Origin of the sequence: Mesorhizobium sp. M0587, from assembly GCF_040320945.1 — a bacterium.
Classification (GTDB): domain Bacteria; phylum Pseudomonadota; class Alphaproteobacteria; order Rhizobiales; family Rhizobiaceae; genus Mesorhizobium.
This window is the reverse complement of the sequence record NZ_JAMYQP010000060.1, coordinates 1-19357: the sequence shown is the minus strand read 5'-3', so window position 1 is coordinate 19357 and position 19357 is coordinate 1. Positions and strand designations below refer to the sequence as shown.

Sequence of the window (19357 nt, the reverse complement as noted above, 5' to 3'; positions counted from 1 at the left end):
CCTGCGCCGTGGAAGGATTTGAGGTTTGTCTTGAACGAGATTCTTCACGCGCTTTTCAGCACAGAAGGCTTTGTCCTCGGCACGCTCGTGCCTTTCCTCTTTGTGCTTACCGTGGTCGTATTCGTCCACGAAATGGGCCATTATCTCGTTGGCCGCTGGTGCGGCATAGGCGTGAAGGCCTTCTCGATCGGCTTCGGCCCCGAACTTTACGGCTTCAACGACCGCCACGGTACGCGCTGGAAGCTTTGTGCCATACCGCTTGGCGGCTACGTCAAATTCGTCGGCGACATGAACGCCACCTCCAGCCAGCCCAGTTCGGAAGAACTCGAGACACTGACCGACGAGGAGCGCAAGGTCGCCTTCCATACGCAACCGATCTGGAAGCGCGCGGCGACGGTGGTGGCCGGGCCGCTGTTCAATTTCCTGCTGACGATCGTCGTCTTCGCTGTGCTGTTTTCGGCCTATGGCCGTTACGTGGCGGAGCCGATGGTGGCGGAAGTCACCGCCGACAGTCCGGCGGCGAAGGCCGGCATCCTGCCCGGCGACCGATTCGTCAGCGTCGACGGCAGCAAGGTCCTGACCTTCGGCGATGTCCAGCGGCTGGTTTCAGGCCGCGGCGGCGATACCATCACCTTCGTCATGCTGCGTGACGGCAAGGAAGTCACGGTGACCGCGACGCCGCGCCTGATGGAGCAGGAGGACGCACTCGGCAACAAGGTCAAGGTCGCCGTGATCGGTGTCGTCAACAACAAGGAACTCGGCCAGCCCCGTCTCATCACCTACACTCCTGTGGGGGCGGTTGCGGCGGCGGTCGAGGAAACCGGGCACGTCATCCAGCGCACCGGACAGTTTCTGCAGCGTTTCGTTGTCGGTCGTGAGGACAAATGCCAGCTGGGCGGTCCGGTCAAGATCGCCGACATGGCCGGCAGGGCGGCGAAACTCGGATTCGAATGGCTGGTGCAGCTCGTTGCGCTGCTGTCCGTAGGGATCGGTATTCTGAACCTTTTGCCGATTCCCCCCCTCGACGGCGGTCATCTGTTGTTCTACGGGGTTGAGGCCGTCATCCGCCGGCCGGTGTCGGAACGGATGATGGAAATGGCCTATCGGGCCGGTTTGCTTCTGGTGCTGTGCTTCATGGGGTTCGTTTTCTGGAACGATCTGTTTGGATGCTGAAATCATGAAGAAATTTGGCTTTGGCATGGTCGATGTTGAGACGCCGTTTACCATGCACGGGGATATGAGTGACGCGAAAGCCACGCACCAGGGTTAAGTAAATACAAATTAACCAGAAGCCTTGCGTGTAGGGAAAATCCGGTTAATACGGTACGGGAAATTACCGCACGTCCGGTTTTCTCGCCGTGGGGACTACGAGAAAAGGTTATTAAGCCCGATGAAGGCAGCATCCAAGTTTCTGAGCGCCGCTTCTGCGGTGGCTATGTCCGCCGCTCTGGTCGTACCAGGCGCGCTCGCAGTGCAGTTCGTTGCCACATCGGCGGCCGAGGCCGCTGTCGTCAGCAGGGTGGAAGTGAGCGGCAACCAGCGTGTCGACGCCGATACCATCCGCAACTACATCACCATCAAGCCGGGCAAGGCTTTCTCCAGTTCCGACGTCGACAGCGCGGTCAAAGCGCTGTTCGGCACCGGCCTGTTTTCGGATGTGCAGATCAACCAGGTCGGCTCGACGCTGGTGGTCAAGGTTGCCGAATACAAGGTCGTCAACCAGGTGTTGTTCCAGGGCAACAAGAAGCTCAAGGACAATGCGCTTGCGGCCGCGGTGCAATTGAAGCCGCGTGGCACGTTCTCGCAGGCGACGCTCGATGCCGACGTCGAGGCGGTCAAGGCCGCTTACAGGCGCATTGGCCGGGACGATGCCGGCGTGACCACCCAGATCATGGAACTCGGCGACAACCGCGTGAACGTGGTGTTCCAGGTCAATGAAGGCGATCGCACGCAGATCGCGGCGATCAATTTTGTCGGCAACAGCGCCTATTCGAGCCGCCGCCTGTCCGATGTGATCACGACCAAGCGGTCGTCCTGGGTTTCGTTCATCCTGCGTGACGACGTCTATGACGACGACAAGCTGCGCGCGGATCAGGAACTGCTGCGCCGCTTCTACTACAATCACGGCTACGCCGATTTCCAGGTCGTCTCGGCTGTCGGCGAACTCGACAATGCGACGAACAAGTACACGGTCACCATCACCGTCCAGGAAGGCGAGCGTTACACGTTTGGCGACATCAGCGTCGAAAGCACGATCCCGGAAGTCGACGGCAAGTCGCTGGAATCTGTGATCGAGACCCACAAGGGCGACGTCTACAACGCCAAGAATGTCGAAGACAGCATCATCGCACTCACCGAGAAGGTGGCCGGTTCAGGCTATGCCTTCGCACAGGTGACGCCACGCGGCGATCGCAATTTCGAGAACCACACGATTTCGGTGGTCTATACCATCGACCAGGGCACCAAGGCCTATGTCGAGCGCATCGAAATCCGCGGCAACGACCGCACGCGCGACTACGTCATTCGCCGTGAGTTCGATGTCAGCGAAGGCGACGCGTTCAACCAGGTGCTCATACAGCGCGCGAAGAAACGCCTGGAAGACCTCAATTACTTTGATAAAGTCGAAGTCTCGACAGTGCCCGGCTCGCAGCCGGACCAGGTCGTGCTGGTGGTCGACGTGGTCGAGAAGTCGACCGGTGAGTTCTCGGTCGGCGCCGGTTATTCGACCGGTGGCGATACGGCCGGTCCGTCCGTCGAAGGATCGATCACCGAACGCAACTTCCTCGGCCGCGGCCAGTTCATCAAGCTGTCGGCAGGCGGCGGCAAGAAATCACGCGACTACAGCATTTCGTTTACGGAGCCTTATTTCCTAGGGCGGCGCATCGCCGCCGGTTTCGACATTTTCAAGGCGACGCGTGAATACGACAACTACGACAGCGATACCATTGGTGCGACGGTGCGCTTCGGCCTGCCGATTACCAACAGCATCACGACCCAGCTGGCCTACAACATTTCGCAAGAGAAATATAAGCTGGATGATGATTGCGATACCAATGACGACGGAATTCCCGATGGTGGTTGCAATGTTTCCAACGCCATCTTGGATGGCATAGATCAGAGCCCATGGATCAAGTCGTCGGTCAGCTTGGGGCTGGTCTACAACACAATCGACGACATGAAGAACCCGCATGAGGGTATCTATGCCAACACGACGGTGGAAGCTGCCGGTCTCGGTGGTGACGCCAAGTTCGTGAAGGTCACCGCGCGCGGCAGTATCTATCAGACTCTGTCGGAGCAGCTCGATCTGGTCGGACTCATTTCAGGCGGCGCTGGTCATGTGATGGGCTACGGAGAAGGCGATCTTCGGGTGTTCGACCACTTCCAGAGCACCGATCGGATGATCCGCGGCTTCGCTTATGGCGGTATCGGGCCGGTCGACAACGACGGTGCGGGCGACCATCTCGGCGGCACGACCTATTTCAATGCGTCGGCGGAAGCCCAATTCCCGCTGCCGGTTGTCCCAGAAAGCTTCGGCCTGCGCGGCGCTGTGTTTGCCGATGCTGCAACGCTTTATGGCAGCAAGGTTGCCAGTGGGTTGGTCGATCCAAATTCCACTGACATGAAATTGCGCGCCTCGGTCGGTATCGGCTTGATGTGGGCCTCGCCGTTCGGCCCGATCCGTATCGACTATGCGGTCCCGGTCAAGAAGGAAGCGACCGACGACGTGCAGGAATTTAACTTCGGCATATCGACCCGCTTCTGATCGGCGGGCAACGATGCTCCCGGGTCTTCAAAGGTCCGGGAGAAATGTTCCGATCTAGCTGGATATAGCTTCTGGAATGACCGATCCGGTGTTCTTCGCGCCATCACGCCGGTACACGGCGGGCGAAGTCGCGACTCTGACCGGCTCGGTGCTTGTCGATTCCGGCCACTCCGATATTTCGATCGGCGCGCTGGCGCCGGCCAGCGAGGGTGGCGAGAATGCCCTCGTCTTCGTTGACGGCAAACGCAATTCCTTGCTGATGCCGTCGCTGCGGGCTGCCGCGGTGCTGTGCCCGGTTGAATTCGCCGGCAAGGCGCCAGCCGGCGTTGCCGTTCTGACCCACCCGCGTCCGCAGCAGGCTTTCGCGCTGGTCGGGCGCCTGCTGTTTCCGACAGCCGCCACGCCGGGACCGATGACCGGTGAAACCGGTGTTTCGCCGCACGCCCATATCGATCCGACAGCCTATGTCGAGGCAGGCGCGGTCATCGAGGCTGGTGTGGTCATTGGCCCGGGTGCCTCCGTCGGCAGCGGTACCGTCATCGCGCCCAACGCCGTCATCGGACAATCCTGCCAGATCGGCCGCGACGGCTATGTCGGGCCCGGCGCCAGCATCCAGTATGCCTTGATCGGTAACCGCGTGATCATCCATGGCGGCGCCAGGATAGGCCAGGATGGTTTTGGTTTCGTCGGCGGCGCCAAGGGACCTGAACGCGTTCCCCAGATCGGACGTGTCGTCATTCAGGATGATGTCGAGATCGGCTCGAACACGACGGTCGATCGTGGCGCCATGTCCGATACGATCATCGGCCAGGGCACCAAAATCGACAATCTCGTGCAGATCGCCCACAACGTCCGCATTGGCCGCAATTGCATTATTGCCGGGCTTTCGGGTATTTCCGGTTCCGTGGTCGTGGGCGACAACGTCACCATGGGCGGCGGCGTCGGGCTTGCGGATCACCTGACCATCGGGTCCGGGGCCAAGCTTGCCGCCAGAAGTGGTTTTATGAGCAATGTCCCTGCGGGCGAGATCTGGGGCGGATATCCGGCGCAGCCGATGGCGGAAGCCATGCGGGAGATAGCCATGTTGCGAACGATGGCCAGGGCACGCAAGCAGGGCAAGGGAAATGGCTGATATGGTGGCGGCGACAACGCTGGAAGCGGTCGACATAATGGGGCTGATGAAGCTCCTGCCGCACCGCTATCCATTCCTGATGATCGACCGCATCGTCGACATCGATGGCGACGAGTCCGCCATCGGCATCAAGAACGTGACCATAAACGAGCCGCATTTTCAGGGTCATTTTCCCGAGCAGCCGGTCATGCCGGGCGTGCTGATCGTCGAGGCGATGGCGCAGACGGCCGGCGCGATTTGCATCCGCAGCCTGGGCACCGAGAAGCCGTCGCTGGTCTACTTCCTGACCATCGACAACGCCAAATTTCGAAAACCGGTCGTTCCTGGCGACCAGCTGAAGATCCACGTCAAGAAAATCAAAAAGCGCGGCAACCTGCTGAAATTCGCCTGCGAAGCCTTGGTCGACGGCACCAAGGCGGCCGAGGCCGAGATTTCAGCCATGATGGTCACCGGCGACTGACGATCGAGTGCTTATGAAAATCCAGACTTCCATCCATCCTTCCTCCGTCGTGGAAGAAGGCGCTCAAATCGGCCAAGGTGTTCGTGTAGGACCGTTCTGCCATATCGGCGCAGATGTCGTGATCGGCGATGGCGTCGAACTGGTCAGCCATGTCTCGGTGATCGGCGCGACCACCATCGGGGCGTCGACAAAGGTCTATCCGATGACGACGCTGGGAGCACCGCCGCAGAACACCAAGCACAAGGGCGGCCGCACCACGCTGGTCATCGGCGCCAACTGCACGATCCGCGAAGGTGTCACCATGCATCTCGGCACGGATTCCAGCCGTGGCGAGACGAAGGTCGGCGACAACGGCAATTTCCTTGCCTACGCCCATATCGCGCATGATTGCGTCGTCGGCGACAACGCAACCTTTGCCAATGGGGCAACGCTGGGCGGCCACTGCGAGGTCGGCAACAATGTCTATATTGGCGGGCTGACCGCCGTCCATCAGTTCGTGCGCATCGGCGACAATGCATTCCTGGGCGGTTGCTCGGCGATCGTGGGCGACGTCATCCCCTATGCCATTGCCGTTGGCAACCGCGCCAGCCTGCGCGGCCTCAACATCATCGGGCTGAAGCGGTCTGGCCTGCCGAAATCCGAAATCCATTTGCTGCGCAAGGCTTACAAGGCGATCTTCGATCGCTCCCGCACCGTCGGTGAGAACATCGAACTGGCCAAGGCCGAGTTCGCCTCGTCTCCGACCGCCATGAAGATCATCGATTTCATCACCAGTCGGGGCAAGCGCCACTATGCTGTGCCATCGCTCAAGGGCGGCGATGGCGACGACGCCGATGACGAAGGCTGAGGCCACCGCGACTGGTCTCGATCTCCCGCCTGATGCCAAGGTCGGCATCATCGCCGGCGGCGGCAGTCTTCCGGTCGAGGTCGCACGGGGATTGGCCCTGCACGGGTATCGCCCCTTCATTCTTTTGATGGAAGGTGAGGCCGACCGCCAGCAGGACCTGCGCGGATACGAGCACGACAGTCTGGAACTGGAGCAGATCGGCTCGCTGGTGGCGACGCTGAAACGCCACGGCGTCACCCATCTGGTCCTTGCGGGCGAGATCAAGCGCAGGCCGCGGTTGGCCCACATCCGCCCAAGTCTTGGCCTGCTGGCGATCGTGCCGTCGGTAATCATGGCGCTGGCGCGTGGCGATGACGGACTGCTGAAGGTCCTGACGCGCGGTCTGGAGAAGCGCGGCATAAAAGTGGTCGGCGCGCATGAGGTCGTTCCCGAACTGGCCGCCGGCGAGGGCACGTTGACGTCAGTTGCGCCGAGGCAATCGGATTGGCGCGATATCGAGGCCGCCAGGCAGGCCGCCAAGGCGATCGGCGCGCTGGACATTGGCCAGGCAGCGATTGCGATCGGCGGGCGCGCCATCGCGCTCGAAGGCATCGAAGGCACGGCGAGCTTGCTTGAAAGAACACGGGATCTGCGCGGCCATGGCAGGCTTGCCGGAAAGACGCGTGGCGTTCTCGTCAAATGCGCGAAGCCAGGTCAGGAATTACGCGCCGATCTCCCCTCGATCGGACCACAGACCGTGGAAGCCGCACATGCCGCCGGGCTTGCCGGCATTGCCGTGGAAGCGGGCCGCTCGCTTATCCTCGAGGGCCCGGCGACGCTTGATCGCGCCAACGCGCTCGGCATCTTTATCGTCGGACTGCCCATCACGGAGCCGGCTGATGGCCGCTGACAAGCCGCTCAAGATCGCCATCGTCGCAGGCGAAGAATCCGGGGATGTGCTCGGCGCCGACATCGTGCTTTCGCTTGAGCAGGCAACTGGCCGCAAGGTGCAGCTTGTCGGCCTCGGCGGCCGCCACCTGCAGGCGCTGGGGCTGGTTTCGCCATTCGATGCCGGAGAGATCGCGCTGATGGGCTTCAGCGCCATCCTGCGCGACCTGCCGCGCCTGATACGGCGGATCGGTCAGTTGGCCAAAAGCATCGCGGACGAGAAGCCCGACTGCCTCGTTACCATCGACAGCCCGGATTTTTCGCTGCGCGTCGCCAGGAAGGTGCGTGCGGCCAATCCGTCCATCCCAATCATCCACTATGTCTGCCCGAGCGTCTGGGCGTGGCGGCCGGGCAGGGCGGTGGCGATGAAACCCTATGTCGACCATATTCTCTGCATTCTGCCGTTCGAGGTGAAGGAACTCGAACGGCTGGGCGGCCCGCCCGGTACCTATGTCGGGCACCGGCTTGCCCATGATGCGGGCGTTCTGGTGGCGGCGAAGGCGCAGGATCTTCCGCGCGATCTCACCGCGGACCGCGTAAAGACATTGCTCGTCCTGCCCGGCTCGCGGCGCGGCGAAGTGCGGCGGCTGCTCGAGCCATTCGGCGAGACGGTATCGATGCTGCGCGCACGGGGCCATCGCCTGCGGCTGCTTTTGCCGACGGTGCCGCATGTCGCCGATCTCATCAAATCCTCGGTCAACCGTTGGGATGAGCAGCCCGAGATCATCGTCGATCCCCAGCGCAAATGGCAGGCGTTCGGCAAGGCCGATGCCGCGCTGATCGCATCCGGGACGGTATCGCTGGAACTGGCGCTGGCTGGCGTGCCGATGGTTTCCTGCTACAGGCTCGATCCCGTCGCCCGCGTCGTGGCGCCTTATCTGCTGTCCGTCTGGTCCGCCCTGCTGCCCAATTTGATCGCGGACCGTGCGCTGGTTCCTGAATTCTACAACGAGTATGTCAAGCCGAACAATCTGGCCCGCCAGCTGGAAGCATTGTGGGCCGACAGCGGCATGCGCGCCTGGCAGAAAAGCGGATTTGCCGAGATCAGGCGTCGCATGGCGACGGACAAGCCGTCCGGCGAGATCGCGGCGCAGGTGTTGATGCGGTACGTCAAGAGGGCGAGTAGCGAGTAGCGAGTAGCGAGTAGCGAGTAGCGAGTAGGAAGGATGCGTCGTCGATCGGCTCCCTCGCAACTCCCTATTCGCTATTTCCTACTCGCTATTTACGCGTCCCATTCACCGCTTGGCGATCGGCACGTAGTCGCGCTCCGGCGCTCCGGTGTAGAGCTGGCGCGGGCGGCCGATCTTCTGGCGCGGATCCTCGATCATTTCCTTCCACTGCGCGATCCAGCCGACGGTGCGGGCGACCGCGAACAGCACGGTGAACATGGTGGTGGGGAAACCCAGCGCCTTCAGCGTGATGCCGGAATAGAAGTCGACGTTCGGATAGAGTTTCTTTTCAATGAAATAGGGATCGGTCAGCGCGATCTTTTCCAGTTCCATGGCGATGTCGAGCAGCGGATCGTCCTTTATGCCGAGCTCGCCCAGCACTTCGTGCGCCGTCTTCTGCATGATCTTGGCGCGCGGATCGTAATTCTTGTAGACGCGGTGGCCGAAGCCCATGAGCCGGAACGGATCGTTCTTGTCCTTGGCGCGGGCGATGAACTCCGGGATATGATCGACATGGCCGATCTCGCCCAGCATGTTGAGCGCCGCTTCATTGGCGCCGCCGTGGGCCGGGCCCCACAGGCAAGCGATGCCGGCGGCGATGCAGGCGAACGGGTTGGCGCCCGACGAACCGGCGAGGCGAACGGTCGAGGTCGAGGCGTTCTGCTCGTGGTCGGCATGCAGGATGAAGATGCGCTCCATGGCGCGCGCCAGCACCGGGTTGATCTTGTATTCCTCGCACGGCACGGCGAAGCACATATGCAGGAAGTTTGCCGCGAAGTTCAGCTCGTTCTTCGGGTAAATGAAGGGCTGGCCGATGTGGTATTTGTAAGCCATGGCCGCGATGGTCGGCATCTTGGCGATCAGTCGCATGGAAGCCACCATGCGTTGGTACGGATCGGAAATATCAGTGGAGTCGTGATAGAAGGCCGACAGCGCGCCCACCACGCCACACATCACCGCCATCGGGTGCGCGTCGCGGCGGAAGCCGGTGAAAAAGCGCGACATCTGTTCGTGCACCATGGTGTGGCGTGTCACGCGGTAATCGAAATCATCCTTCTGCGCCTTGGTCGGCAATTCGCCGTAGAGCAGCAGATAGCAGACCTCGAGGAAGTCGCCGTGTTCGGCCAACTGGTCGATCGGATAGCCGCGGTGCAGGAGAATGCCGGCGTCGCCGTCGATGAAGGTGATCTCGGACTCGCAGCTCGCGGTCGAGGTGAAGCCGGGATCGTATGTGAAGGCGCCAGTGGTGGTGTAGAGCGTGGCGATGTCGATGACATCGGGCCCGACAGAGCCGCTTCGCACCTTGAATTCATGAGTCTTGCCGCCGAATTCCAGCTTTGCCGTGGCCTCTTGGGTTTTGCCGCCAAATTCCAGTTTTGTCGCAGCTTCGGTCATTGCAAACTCCTTTTTGTTTCCTCATGCCGGCAAAGGCAAATTGTGCAAGCGACACGTCGAAATCACCGCAATGCCGCTTATTCGCCACCGCATTTCAGGAGGTGCGTGCCAGATTGGGCCAAGGCCTAATGTTGCACTGCGAAACCCGCCTTTCAATGCCAATCTTCTTGGTCCAGTTTGCTCCTAATCGATTTGATCTTCTATGCGCGCGAGGCTTTCCTCGCGCCCGAGGACGGCAAGCACGTCGAACACGCCCGGCGAAGTGCTCTTGCCGGTCAGGGCGGCGCGCAAAGGCTGGGCCACGGCGCCCAGTTTGTAGCCGCCGGCCACTGCGTAGTCGCGGATGGCGGCCTCCGCCGCGGCGGCGGTCCAGTCGCCTGACAGCGCGTTCAAAGCTTCGTGAGCGCCGCGCAGGATCTTGCGGGCATCGGCGTTGAGCAAAAGCGCCGCCTTGTCGTCGACCGGCAGCGGCCGCGCCGCAAACAGGAAGGCTGCGCCGTCGACGAGCTCGACCAGCGTCTTGGCGCGCTCCTTCAGGCCCGGCATTGCGGCCAGCAGCTGCGCCTTGTTGCGGTCGTCGAGGCGCGCGGCCATCGCCGGGCCGCCTTCGAGATAGGGCAGGGTGGCGATGAAGATGTCGAACAGCTCGGCATCATCCATGCGGCGCATATGGACGCCGTTCAACGCCTCCAGCTTGGCGAAGTCAAAGCGGGCCGCGCCCTTGTTGACGTCGCCGATATCGAACCAGGAGATCATGTCCTTGATCGACATGATCTCGTCGTCGCCATGGCTCCAGCCAAGGCGCGCCAGATAGTTGAGCAACGCCTCCGGCAGATAGCCCATGGCGCGATAGGCCTCGACGCCGAGCGCGCCGTGCCGCTTCGACAACTTGGCGCCGTCGGCACCATGGATCAGCGGAATATGCGACATCGAAGGCACGTCCCAGCCCATGGCGTCGTAGATGACCGTCTGGCGAGCGGCATTGGTCAGGTGGTCGTCGCCCCGGATGATATGCGTGACGCCCATGTCGTGGTCGTCGACGACGACGGCATGCATGTAGGTCGGGTTGCCGTCCGAGCGCAGGATGATGAAGTCGTCGAGATCCTTGTTGGGAAAGCGTACCTCGCCCTGGACGCGGTCGTGCACCACCGTCTCGCCTTCCGTGGGCGCCTTAATGCGAATTGCGCCCTTGGCGCCGGCAGGCGCTTCCGACGGATCGCGGTCGCGCCAGCGGCCATCATAGCGCGGCGGCAGGCCCTTGGCCCGCGCTGCCTCGCGCATCGCCTCCAGCTCGGCGGGCGTCGCATAGCAATAATAGGCCTTGCCCATGCGCACCAGCTCCTCGGCCACTTCGCGATGGCGCGGCGCGCGCTCGAACTGTGACACAGGCTCGCCGTCCCAGCTAAGGCCAAGCCAGGAAAGCCCGTCGAGAATGGCCGTGGTCGCAGCCTCGGTCGAACGCTCCCTGTCGGTGTCCTCGATGCGCAGCAGCATCGTGCCGCCGGTGTGCTTCGCGTACAGCCAGTTGAACAGCGCCGTGCGCGCGCCTCCAATGTGGAGGTAGCCGGTGGGCGAAGGGGCAAAACGGGTGACGACCTTGTCGGACATGGAGCTCTCGGAAACCATCTGAAGCGGGGTGCGGTGCGCGGGCTTTCGCGCGTTGCGCGTTCATGTAGCATAGGGTGTCGAGGGCGCAAGGGGCAGACCCGATGGCTGGACGAGGCTGGAGCTCGGATCAGGGCGAGGATGCTGTTGCCGGCGTCAGCGAACGGTCCCTGTTTGCAACGCCCCAGCCTGTTCCGCTGCCGTCGTTATCGCCGCTCGTGCAGGCTCCCGGCAGGCAACCGTTGCCGGTGGATATCCCAGCGCCAATTCCGCCCACGGACGCCGGAAGGATTGTGCGCGTGCGCCGGCGGATCGGCCGGGTTTCACTGCCGCGCCTGCGCCGCGGCATTGCAACGGCGGCGGCTCTGGAACTCGACCGCGGCATAGGTTTCCTATTGGTGCCGGTCTGTCTGGCGAGCGGAGCGATCGGCTATTTTTCGCTCGCGGCGGAGCCTGACCTTGCGAAACTTGTGGCGCTGGTCATGCTGACGGGGCTCCTAGCTCTGGTCTCGCGTTCCTGGCCCAAAACTCACCTGTGCCTCATGGCGGCGTTCCTGTGCGCGGCTGGCTTGCTTGCCGCGAAGGTCGAGACGTGGCGGACCGCGACCCGGATGCTGGGCTCCGAAATCTCGACGCAAGTGACAGGCCGTGTCGTTTCGGTCGACCGGATGGAGACTGGCCGCATCCGATTGACCATCGACGTGATGTCGACCGCCCGGCCGATACTGCGCTATGCGCCGGAGCGCGTCCGGCTGTCGGCACGCAAGATACCGGCCGAACTGACCGCCGGTTCCCTGGTCACCGGCTATGCCAAGCTGCTTCCGCCGACAGGCCCGGTGCGGCCGGACAGCTACGACTTCTCCTTCGACAGCTATTTCGCGGGCATCGGCGGCAGCGGGTTCTTTCTCGGCAATCCAAAAATCGTCGCCACAGGTGACGATGGCATGCCGCTGTCGGCCCGCCTTTCCTCGGCGGTGGAAACCGCCCGCGAAGGCATCGCCGATCACATCAGGGACATTGTCGGCGGTGCCGAAGGCGAGATCGCCGCGGCGCTGATCGTCGGCGTGCGCGCCGGCATTCCTGACGAAATCAACGAAGCGATGCGCCGTACTGGCATCTATCACATCATCTCCATTTCCGGACTGCACATGGCGCTGGTCGCAGGCACCATCATGGGCCTGCTGCGCGGCGTCTTTGCCCTGTTCCCGGATTTTTCAGCGCGTCGGCCGGTCAAGAAATACGCCGCCGTGGCGGCACTTTGCTCGATTGCCGCCTATCTTGTCATCTCGGGCGTCGTCGTTGCCGCCGAGCGCAGCTTCATCATGCTGGCGGTGATGCTGATCGCGGTGCTGTTCGATCGGGCGGCGCTGACCATGCGCAACCTGGCGATCTCGGCGATCGCCGTCATCGTGGTGTCGCCGCATGAAGTGGTCGGCCCGAGTTTCCAGATGTCTTTCGCCGCGACCGCCGCGCTGGTCGGCGCCTATGCCGGCTGGGCGGATCACCGTGCGGGAAAGACCAGACCGCCACCGCCGAAGCGATCCCTGCCGGGTTTCCTGACGCGAAAACTCCTGCTGGCGACCGGCGGACTTGCCATGACGTCGATCATCGCCGGCGGCGCCACGGCACTTTTCGCCATCTGGCATTTTCAGCGCGTGTCGCCGCTCAGCCTGTTCGCCAATCTGGCCATCATGCCGATCGTGACGCTCGTGATGTTCCTGGCCGTTGCCAGTGCACTGTTGATGCCGTTCGGGCTGGATGGGCCGTCCCTTTACCTGATGGGCAAGGGGTTGACTGTCATGATCGCCATATCAAGCTGGATTTCCGAGCGTTCGCCGGTCGATGCCGTCGGGCTGATTTCGCAGCAGTCGGTGCTGTTGGTGACCATTGCCCTCGTCATCGCGACAATGGCAACGACATGGCTGCGGCTTGGAGCACTTCCATTCGCGCTCGCCGGTCTGTTGATCGTCGGCGATACGCGCACGCCGGATGTGCTGATCTCGGAGGATGCGCGGCTGGTCGCACTGCCGATCGGCGGCGGCGAACTTGCGGTCAGTCGGGCACGCCCGAACGAATTCACCGTCGACAACTGGAAACGCGCCCTGACATCCGAAACCATCGTCGTGCCGGAAATCTTCACCGAAGGAGACGGCGAATTCGACATCGCCGATTCCATCGGGCTGCCGCCGGGATCACCTTTCTATTGCATATCAGGCGTCTGTCTCGCCAGGCACTCATCGGGTGCAATCATAGCGCATGTCGAAGACCGCAAGGATGCGTGGAAAGCCTGCGGTTTCGCCGACCTGATCGTCATCAATGATGCAACGGCATATGACCCCTGTCACAACCCGCTGGTGCTTGTCGTCACCAAGCGGCAACTCGCCCGCAAAGGCAGTGCGGCCGTCTTCTTCGACCGCCAATCGGCGATCGCACCAGCGACAATCAGCTTCGCCGTGGACAGCCCATACCGGCCTTGGCACACGCAACGCAAATTTTCACGCGAGGCGAGGGGGCTGCCGCCCTACAACAAACCCGACAAGCCAGCGGTAAAACCGCAGCCGCCTCAATAGCGTCTGATCAGCCCGACCAGTTTGCCTTGCACCTTGACCCTGTCTGGCCCGAAAATGCGCGTTTCATAGGCGGGATTGGCTGCCTCGAGAGCAATCGAAGCTCCCTTGCGGCGGAACCGTTTCAGCGTCGCTTCTTCTTCATCCACCAGCGCTACGATGATTTCGCCAGGGCTGGCCGTGTCGGCGTTGCGGATGATGACGGTATCGCCGTCGAAGATGCCGGCCTCGATCATCGAGTCGCCCTTGACCTCGAGCGCATAGTGTTCGCCACCCATGATCATGTCAGGCGGCACCGAGATCGAATGCGTCTGATGCTGTATGGCATCGATCGGCACACCGGCGGCGATACGGCCCATCACCGGGATCGACACCGCGGAAACCGCATCGTCGTCATTGCCAGCCGATGACATCCGCGATTGCGCCGGTTTGATCTGGCGGCCGAGGCTGCCTTGCCCAAGACTGCCCTGGATGACGCTTGGCGAGAATTTTTTTGCCGCATTGAGGCCCGGCGCGATCGAATCCGGCAGCCGCAGCACTTCCAGCGCCCGCGCCCGGTTGGGCAGCCGGCGAATAAAGCCGCGCTCCTCCAGCGCCGTGATCAGCCGATGGATACCGGACTTGGAAGCGAGATCGAGCGCTTCCTTCATCTCGTCGAAGGAGGGCGGAATGCCGCTTTCCTTGAGTCGTTCATGGATGAACATCAGCAGTTCATGTTGCTTGCGTGTCAGCATGGCGGCCCCCAAGACATTGAACAACGGGTTTGAATCAGAATCAGAAAAACAAACCCAGAACAAACACTATCTGTTCCAGTTGTGTTCCGCAACTGTTTAAAGTTTAATGAATTTGTTAAGGCTGCGGAAACGAAGTGGCCTCCCGCAACCGGCATCCCAAAGGCGCGGTCCGCCGTCAACGCGCGCTCGGGCCCATTGAAATTGTTTCGGTTAATGGCCTGTGGGCCGATCGATCTCCACTTTTGGCATAATCCCGCAAGCTGTGTTGCCGACAGATGCCGGGTGCGTTTCGGCGGGTCGAAAAACCTCCGTCGCTCGTGAACGAAACGAAGCCAAAATGCCAACTGCGTGCCAGAAAGCGGCCAGGCACCGTAGGACGCGAAGGGCCGCTTTTTTGCTCGTTGCTTACCGCTCGCTTGACGAAACCGTATAAGAGTATACGGTTTGTGAGGAGGAACATGAATGATCACGCCGAAGCAGGCAGCGCGCCGCGCACGGATAGAGCATGCCGCCTACGCGGTGCTCCGGGAAACCGGCTACAAAAGCGCGTCCCTGCTTGCCATCGCCAAGCGGGCATCGGCGTCGAACGAAACCCTCTACAACTGGTACGGCAACAAGCAGGTGCTGTTTCGATCCCTGATCGAAGCCAATGCGGGAGAGGCAAGGAAGCTGCTGGAGGACGCCCTTCACCAGGCTCGCGATCCCCTCGAAACCCTGGGCTTGCTAGGGCCGGTCTTGCTGACCCTGGTGACGGGCGACAAGGCGGTGGCGCTCAATCGCGCCGCGGCGGGCGACGTCAACGATACAGGCACGCTTGGCCAATCGATCGCGCAATTCGGCCGCAACACCATAATGCCGCTTGTTGGCGACCTGCTTCGAACCGCAAGTCGGGACGGCCTGATCGCCTGTGACGATCCTGCCGAAGCCGCCGACATCTACGTCCGTCTTTTGATCGGCGATCTTCAGGTTCGCCGGATCGTCGGGGTCCTGGAGGAACTGCCTCCGCCGGAAGTCGAGCAAAGATCGAACAGGGCGCTCACCCTGTTCTTGCGCCTCTATGCGCCCGACAGGGACGGCCGGTCGTCGACAGCCGCCGACAGGAGTACACGATAATGATCGCGGTTCCCTACCTGTCCGCCCTTCTGTCGCTCCTGCCGGGAGCTTGGTTGCGACCTGACGTCTGATTTCAACCAGCCTTGCCCCGGCCGCGGGCGCACTCTTTTCAACGGGGAACATCGTGACCATGAGCAGAATTCCCGATCTGGCAGCGATCGAGGCGATGGACGCCGCGGATCCGCTGCGTGCCATGCGCGATCGCTTCGTCTTGCCGGAAGGGGTGATCTACCTCGACGGCAATTCGTTGGGTGCTGCTTCTCCCGCCGTCTTCGAGGAACTGAACAAGGCCGCGACACAGGAATGGGCGCAGGATCTCATCCGTGCCTGGAACACCGCCGGCTGGTTCGACATGCCGGTCGAACTCGGCGATCAGCTCGGGCGGCTGATTGGCGCCGCGGCCGGCCAGACGGTGGTCTGCGATACCACCTCGATCAACATCTACAAGGTGCTGCATGCCGCACTCGGCATGCGGCCGCACCGGTCGGTGATCGTCGCCGAGGGCGACAGCTTTCCGACCGATCTCTACATGGCGGAAGGCGTGGCCTCGACACGGCCGGGCACGGTGCTGCGGCTCGAGGGCGTCGATGCGCCTGATATCGAAGACCTGATCGACGAGCATGTCGCCGTCATCCTGGTCAATCACGTCAACTACAAGTCCGGCCAGTTGCGCGACATGGCCGCCCTGACGTGCAAGGCGCATCAGGTCGGCGCACTGATCGTATGGGATCTCTGCCACACGGCAGGCGCACTGCCGGTCGAACTCGACGGCGCGAATGCCGATTTCGCCATCGGCTGCACCTACAAATACCTCAATGGCGGTCCGGGCGCGCCGGCCTTCATCTACGCGGCCAAACGGCACCATGGTGATATCAGGCAGCCGCTCAGCGGCTGGTGGGGGCACGCCCGGCCGTTCGCCTTCGAACAGGGCTACGAGGCCGGCACGGGCATCCGCCGGTTCCTGTGCGGCACGCAGCCGGTGCTGTCGATGCGGGCGCTCAAGGGCGCGCTGGACCTGTGGAACGAGGTCGATATGGCGGTGGTGCGCAAGAAGAGCATCGCGCTGACCGATCTGTTCATCCGGCTTGTAGAAGCCAGGTGTGGCGCCTACGGCCTCGAACTCGAAAGCCCGCGCAACGGCGATGCGCGCGGCAGCCAGGTGTCGTTCCTCCACCCACACGGGTACCAGGTGATGCGGGCCTTGATCGAGCACGGCGTCATCGGTGATTTCCGCGCGCCGTCGACCATCCGCTTCGGCTTCACGCCGCTCTATATCGGCTACAAGGACGTCTGGCAGGCTGTCGAGGTGCTGGAGGATATCCTGCGCACCGGCGCCTGGCAGGACGCGCGCTTCGCGGTCAAGACGGCGGTGACCTGAGAAACTTTGTTTTTTACGCAATTCCCCCGGGGAAGCGTTACGCGCTTTCCCGGCCGTCGCCAAACGACCCCATTGCGGTCGCCAGCGCGACGCTTCCGAAATGACCGCTTCGAGCCCGTAGCTGCCGTAGCCCGACGCGGGGCAGCTAGAAGGGTATTTCGTCGCTCAAGTCCGACGCCGCGGGGGTCACCGCGATCTTTCCTCTAAATACTTTGAATGCAAACGGGCTCCCGCCCGCTATACTGTGACGCCTAGCCACCGTCCGCGCTGTCTCGGTGAACGCCTGTTCCGCCCCTACCGCGTTCATTAGTCCGGCTTCGATATAATAGCTCATGAGGCGGTCCAACGTCGATTTGCTGATTTTGAACGCCTTTGAGGTATCAACCGACTCCACCACACCTGCGATGGCAGACCCTATTTCAACACAAGATTCGTCATCCTTGATGTAATAGGAGTACTCGTTGTTCCAGTCACTCGTACTCCATTGAAGGTTGTTGAAGAATATAGGGAAAGTGGAAATCCATGTGGCGTGAACGGATGCAGTACTGCCGTACGGAGAGCCCCGCCCGCGGGTATTCGGCAAAAGATCAATAGTAATTGGATCGTCCGCCGCCGGGATCGGAGGTAGCGCAAGTGCTATTTCCAAACTGCCAATTGCATCGCGAAACTTGACGTTTTCTTTGCGGACTTCGTTTAGCTCTTCCAGAGCTTCCATACTGGCAACGGCGTCACCTCGTACCCAGCCCACAGCCGGTTTCGTTGCCTTGGCATGTTCCAGTGCCTCGCGGACAGCGAGCTTTAGGCCATCTGGGGTTATCCAAGTCTTCCGTAGGCGGTTTGTTTCAACTGCCGCAACGAATGCATCTAGGCGCTTTCTGCCCTCCACCGAGCCTTCACTGTCCTTTGCCGAAATGCTGCCCCGATCCCCGTGCAGCATCACCAGAATCGGAATGCCCTTGGATACCGCATAGCAATATTCCTTTTCGGTGTAGCTCAAGCCGTCTTCGGCGGGGTTTCCATAACGACCCGCGACGATCAGCACATAATAATCGCACTTGTCTATTAGCGCCTTAATAAACTCAAACTGATCCTCGTCGGCGGCAGGGAAAGACTCCATCTGTACCGGAAAATCACCTGCGCTGATCACCACATCCTGAACCGCCTGCCGTTCGGCCTTGAGGTCCTCAAAGGTCGAGCTGATGAAGACGGAATATCGCTTGTCGTGCATGTCAGGGTTTCTTCGCCTTGATCTCGTCGCGAATGCTTTGCGCAAGATCTTTCATTTTCTTTGCGTTATTATCGAAAAGTTCTTTTAAAAGATGAGAGTATATTTCCAAAGAACCAAAGTAATGTGTTGGCTTCACCGAATCGCCATGCGATCCGAGATTTCCAACTTCCTTAAGCGCAAAGCAAAGCTCAGCATGGTCCTTGTCCGATGCCGACCATGATTCCAGCCTGGTATGTAGGGCGATATAAACGGTTTCGCCTTTGGCGTTCTTTTTGTGACTTGGAATTTTGAGTTCGTCCAGCAATGCCTCAAGGCTTGCTCGCAACGCGTTTGCCGCCGCAGCGGTATCGACCCAATATAGTGAAAAGCTCTTTTGCAGACATTCCGCTACTTTCGCGGGTGTGTCGGCTGGGATATGACATAACCGTGGGGATGGAAAAAATGACTTAATAGAGAAGTGATCGTAATATTCAGGCCGCCCGTCATCGCCATATCTTTGATCGACAGACCCGGCTCCCGACACAAAAGCCAACTCGCCGCAATCCTTCTTCGTGCAGACACATGTGACGATGAAGCGGTAAGTAATCCAGTCGGGGTCCCACGCCTCATGCGAATGAGCGCTCCGTGAGTATGCAGGCTCTGTTGATTTGAACGTGTCCTGATCCGGTACAAGAAAGCCCACGCCGCATTGGGGGCATAGGTACTCAAAATCCGGCGCGTCTGAAAAATACTTCGGAGCGGAAACCGCTAGTGTCATGGTTGTTCTCGTCGTGGAGTATTGGCTCAGTGTGGATTGATCAGACAAAAGTTTCAATGCCCGCGACGGGGCGCACAGACCCAAGAGTCCGCTTTTTCCGCTTAGCTGCCGTTAGCTATTTACCACTGGTGCGACCGCTTTCCACCCATCTCAGCCGTTCGTGTTTATGGGTTCACGGCCTAGGGGCTGTTGAGAATCATCGAGAGTTGATGACGGCAGCGCATGCGTAGATCATCGCGGAGAAGTTGCGATCAGTTTTCTCGCTGCGCATTGCGATGCCTT

At 61.1% G+C, this 19357-nt stretch carries 15 protein-coding genes; 10 read left to right on the top strand and 5 right to left on the bottom strand.

What is annotated here, in order from left to right; genetic code table 11:
* The first annotated feature begins 30 nt into the window (after positions 1–30).
* From rseP to lpxB, 7 genes are all read left to right on the top strand, one after another.
* Positions 31–1173 (top strand): RIP metalloprotease RseP, encoded by a 1143-nt coding sequence (gene rseP, locus NKI49_RS31095; RefSeq protein ID WP_352606378.1) that lies wholly within the window; start codon positions 31–33, stop codon positions 1171–1173.
* Positions 1174–1390: 217 nt separating this feature from the next.
* Positions 1391–3763, top strand: a complete 2373-nt coding sequence (bamA, locus tag NKI49_RS31090; protein ID WP_352606376.1) for an outer membrane protein assembly factor BamA — start codon at positions 1391–1393, stop codon at positions 3761–3763.
* A 76-nt stretch (positions 3764–3839) separates the two neighbouring features.
* On the top strand, positions 3840–4895 hold the full coding sequence (gene lpxD / locus NKI49_RS31085) for a UDP-3-O-(3-hydroxymyristoyl)glucosamine N-acyltransferase (protein WP_352606374.1): 1056 nt from the start codon (positions 3840–3842) through the stop codon (positions 4893–4895).
* Positions 4888–5355: a 3-hydroxyacyl-ACP dehydratase FabZ gene (gene fabZ, locus NKI49_RS31080; RefSeq protein ID WP_352606372.1), complete on the top strand. Its 468-nt coding sequence runs from the start codon at positions 4888–4890 to the stop codon at positions 5353–5355. Before lpxD ends, fabZ begins: the two co-directional genes overlap by 8 nt.
* A gap of 13 nt (positions 5356–5368) precedes the next feature.
* Positions 5369–6202, top strand: coding sequence for an acyl-ACP--UDP-N-acetylglucosamine O-acyltransferase (gene lpxA / locus NKI49_RS31075; protein ID WP_352606370.1), 834 nt, complete (start codon positions 5369–5371; stop codon positions 6200–6202).
* Positions 6189–7091: an LpxI family protein gene (locus NKI49_RS31070; protein ID WP_352606368.1), complete on the top strand. Its 903-nt coding sequence runs from the start codon at positions 6189–6191 to the stop codon at positions 7089–7091. The genes lpxA and NKI49_RS31070 overlap by 14 nt, the downstream gene beginning before the upstream one ends.
* The gene (gene lpxB / locus NKI49_RS31065; RefSeq protein ID WP_352606366.1) at positions 7081–8262 is read left to right on the top strand and encodes a lipid-A-disaccharide synthase; all 1182 of its coding nucleotides are present in this window, start codon (positions 7081–7083) and stop codon (positions 8260–8262) included. Before NKI49_RS31070 ends, lpxB begins: the two co-directional genes overlap by 11 nt.
* Before the next feature lie 102 nt (positions 8263–8364).
* On the opposite strand, the gene gltA is transcribed toward lpxB, so the two are convergent.
* Positions 8365–9693 carry a citrate synthase gene (gene gltA, locus NKI49_RS31060; protein ID WP_027025091.1) on the bottom strand — a complete coding sequence of 443 codons (1329 nt, stop codon included), beginning with the start codon at positions 9691–9693 and terminating at the stop codon, positions 8365–8367.
* A gap of 183 nt (positions 9694–9876) precedes the next feature.
* On the bottom strand, positions 9877–11301 hold the full coding sequence (gltX, locus tag NKI49_RS31055; protein ID WP_352606362.1) for a glutamate--tRNA ligase: 1425 nt from the start codon (positions 11299–11301) through the stop codon (positions 9877–9879).
* A gap of 101 nt (positions 11302–11402) precedes the next feature.
* On the opposite strand from gltX, the gene NKI49_RS31050 reads away from it, so the two are divergent.
* Complete coding sequence (locus tag NKI49_RS31050; protein WP_352606360.1) at positions 11403–13868, top strand: ComEC/Rec2 family competence protein; 2466 nt, start codon at positions 11403–11405, stop codon at positions 13866–13868.
* On the opposite strand, the gene lexA is transcribed toward NKI49_RS31050, so the two are convergent.
* Positions 13862–14599 (bottom strand): transcriptional repressor LexA, encoded by a 738-nt coding sequence (gene lexA / locus NKI49_RS31045; protein ID WP_352606358.1) that lies wholly within the window; start codon positions 14597–14599, stop codon positions 13862–13864. The two genes, NKI49_RS31050 and lexA, sit on opposite strands and share 7 nt — an antisense overlap.
* A gap of 462 nt (positions 14600–15061) precedes the next feature.
* On the opposite strand from lexA, the gene NKI49_RS31040 reads away from it, so the two are divergent.
* Complete coding sequence (locus NKI49_RS31040) at positions 15062–15712, top strand: TetR/AcrR family transcriptional regulator (protein ID WP_352606356.1); 651 nt, start codon at positions 15062–15064, stop codon at positions 15710–15712.
* 130 nt (positions 15713–15842) lie between these two features.
* Positions 15843–17090 carry a kynureninase gene (gene kynU / locus NKI49_RS31035; RefSeq protein WP_352606354.1) on the top strand — a complete coding sequence of 416 codons (1248 nt, stop codon included), beginning with the start codon at positions 15843–15845 and terminating at the stop codon, positions 17088–17090.
* A 145-nt stretch (positions 17091–17235) separates the two neighbouring features.
* Here the strand turns inward: kynU and NKI49_RS31030 are convergent, their stop codons facing one another.
* Together NKI49_RS31030 and NKI49_RS31025 are read right to left on the bottom strand one after the other, a co-directional pair.
* Positions 17236–18318, bottom strand: a complete 1083-nt coding sequence (locus NKI49_RS31030; RefSeq protein WP_352606352.1) for a DUF4062 domain-containing protein — start codon at positions 18316–18318, stop codon at positions 17236–17238.
* A gap of 1 nt (position 18319) precedes the next feature.
* Complete coding sequence (locus tag NKI49_RS31025; RefSeq protein WP_352606350.1) at positions 18320–19075, bottom strand: DUF8608 domain-containing protein; 756 nt, start codon at positions 19073–19075, stop codon at positions 18320–18322.
* Between the last annotated feature and the right edge of the window lie 282 nt (positions 19076–19357).

Excerpts from the sequence above, each read along its gene's own strand:
- bamA (WP_352606376.1), top strand. The coding sequence starts at position 1,391 with ATGAAGGCAGCATCCAAGTTTCTGAGCGCCGCTTCTGCGGTGGCTATG.
- lpxD (WP_352606374.1), top strand. The coding sequence starts at position 3,840 with ATGACCGATCCGGTGTTCTTCGCGCCATCACGCCGGTACACGGCGGGC.
- fabZ (WP_352606372.1), top strand. The coding sequence starts at position 4,888 with ATGGCTGATATGGTGGCGGCGACAACGCTGGAAGCGGTCGACATAATG.
- lpxA (WP_352606370.1), top strand. The coding sequence starts at position 5,369 with ATGAAAATCCAGACTTCCATCCATCCTTCCTCCGTCGTGGAAGAAGGC.
- NKI49_RS31070 (WP_352606368.1), top strand. The coding sequence starts at position 6,189 with ATGACGAAGGCTGAGGCCACCGCGACTGGTCTCGATCTCCCGCCTGAT.
- lpxB (WP_352606366.1), top strand. The coding sequence starts at position 7,081 with ATGGCCGCTGACAAGCCGCTCAAGATCGCCATCGTCGCAGGCGAAGAA.
- gltA (WP_027025091.1), bottom strand. The coding sequence starts at position 9,693 with ATGACCGAAGCTGCGACAAAACTGGAATTTGGCGGCAAAACCCAAGAG.
- gltX (WP_352606362.1), bottom strand. The coding sequence starts at position 11,301 with ATGTCCGACAAGGTCGTCACCCGTTTTGCCCCTTCGCCCACCGGCTAC.
- NKI49_RS31050 (WP_352606360.1), top strand. The coding sequence starts at position 11,403 with ATGGCTGGACGAGGCTGGAGCTCGGATCAGGGCGAGGATGCTGTTGCC.
- lexA (WP_352606358.1), bottom strand. The coding sequence starts at position 14,599 with ATGCTGACACGCAAGCAACATGAACTGCTGATGTTCATCCATGAACGA.
- NKI49_RS31040 (WP_352606356.1), top strand. The coding sequence starts at position 15,062 with ATGATCACGCCGAAGCAGGCAGCGCGCCGCGCACGGATAGAGCATGCC.
- kynU (WP_352606354.1), top strand. The coding sequence starts at position 15,843 with ATGAGCAGAATTCCCGATCTGGCAGCGATCGAGGCGATGGACGCCGCG.
- NKI49_RS31030 (WP_352606352.1), bottom strand. The coding sequence starts at position 18,318 with ATGCACGACAAGCGATATTCCGTCTTCATCAGCTCGACCTTTGAGGAC.
- NKI49_RS31025 (WP_352606350.1), bottom strand. The coding sequence starts at position 19,075 with ATGACACTAGCGGTTTCCGCTCCGAAGTATTTTTCAGACGCGCCGGAT.